The 1,424-nt window shown below is 54.9% G+C and carries 2 protein-coding genes; both read left to right on the forward strand.

Annotated features, from left to right (window positions below; all coding sequences use genetic code 11):
• Window positions 1-73: 73 nt before the first annotated feature.
• A complete protein-coding gene (locus tag N5J69_RS22140; RefSeq protein ID WP_236566397.1) occupies window positions 74-514 on the forward strand; it encodes a JAB domain-containing protein in 441 nt (146 codons plus the stop codon).
• A 107-nt stretch (window positions 515-621) separates the two neighbouring features.
• Window positions 622-987 (forward strand): hypothetical protein, encoded by a 366-nt coding sequence (locus N5J69_RS22145; RefSeq protein ID WP_159222843.1) that lies wholly within the window; start codon window positions 622-624, stop codon window positions 985-987.
• Window positions 988-1,424 lie beyond the last annotated feature (437 nt).

Below are 1,424 nucleotides of genomic sequence, written 5' to 3' on the forward strand. Positions count from 1 at the left end.
ACTGGAAATAGCAGGTGGCAACGTGAGTTATTTCAGCAGTCTGCACGTGCGTGACACACAGGGTAATTATGTTATGGCAAGCGTAAGCCAGATCCTTACAGAGGCTGAGCGGGCAATAGATTTTCGTTATCCAACCGGCACGGTATTTACCTCAGCAGAAGAATCAGCCGAATTTTTTCGTGCAAAACTGGCCGGGCGCGAAAGGGAAGTGTTTGCCGTGGCGTTTCTGAATAATCAGCATCAGCTGATAGCTTATGAAGAGCTGTTTATGGGCGGCATTGCATCAATTGAGATCCAACCACGGGAAGTGGCTCGCGCGGCATTACGGCTTAACGCTGCAGCGGTGATCATGAGTCATAACCACCCTTCATTCAGCAAAGAACCATCACGCGCAGACGAACAAATAACAGCACGACTGAAAAAAGCGCTTGAGCTGATAGCTGTGCGGGTAATCGATCACATCGTTGTGGCAGGAAATGACGCGGTATCAATGGCAGAAAGAGGGCTTATCTGATTCAGGACAGAAAAAAGGCAGGGTGTCAGCCCTGCCAGATTTCGCCCCTGGTATCTGCGACGAAGCCGGGGCATCAGAGAAACACTGATAACAAAGAGGTAATCGACGTGTCTGCAGAAAAAACCTTATCAGCACAGAGCGCAGCAGTAAACACGGATGTAAACCACGAATGCGAGCCGGTGCGGATGGACGTCATTAAGGAGATCGCCGCGATGTCAGCAGAAACAGAAAGACCGGCGCTTATCTGGGGCAATACAGACAGGGCGACAGTTGCAGCGGAAGCGTTGTGGGTATTTGCCCGGCGCACAGGGCTGGACGGGTGCGGTGACGATGCAATAACAACAGTTCAGGACCTGATAGCCAACCTTATGCACCTGTGTGAGCAGGAGGGGATCACGGGCAAGGAAACGACATTTATGGAGATGGTCTGCATGGCTGAAATGCACTATCAGGCAGAACTTGAAGGGGAATAACACATTTTGGGGCGGGGCTGATAATGGCCCTGCAGCAGCGTTGGCGTCGTTAAAAGCGGGCGGCCCTGCGGGCCGGGGAAACCCGGTGCTGACGCACCGGCCATCTCCCTTCGCCTGCGCTTTCTCTCTCCGGGATGCTGTCTCTCCGTCTTCTCTCTCTGCTTCCTGCTGCTGTCTGTTCTGCTGCCGTGCAGCTGCTGCTTCTCCGGCTTCATTTCACTGAAGGTCAACGTCATGAACATCATGATGGCCACCTCCGGCTCCCCGGCGTTGCCGGGTCGTCAGCCCTACTCCGCTAACCGGCAAAGCCGGTAAGCTCCGCCGAATCCCTCCGGGTTTCGGGCCTGACGGCTGGGGTCTGATGGCAACGTCAAGGTCAACCCCTGCAGCGGGCGTGCGCCCGCGCGTTCACTGGCCACAAAAAATCCGTGGCCGCA

The sequence above is a fragment of the Pantoea sp. GD03673 genome, from assembly GCF_029844725.1.
GTDB lineage: Bacteria > Pseudomonadota > Gammaproteobacteria > Enterobacterales > Enterobacteriaceae > Pantoea.

Excerpts from the sequence above, each read along its gene's own strand:
- N5J69_RS22140 (WP_236566397.1), top strand. The coding sequence starts at position 74 with ATGGCAAGCGTAAGCCAGATCCTTACAGAGGCTGAGCGGGCAATAGAT.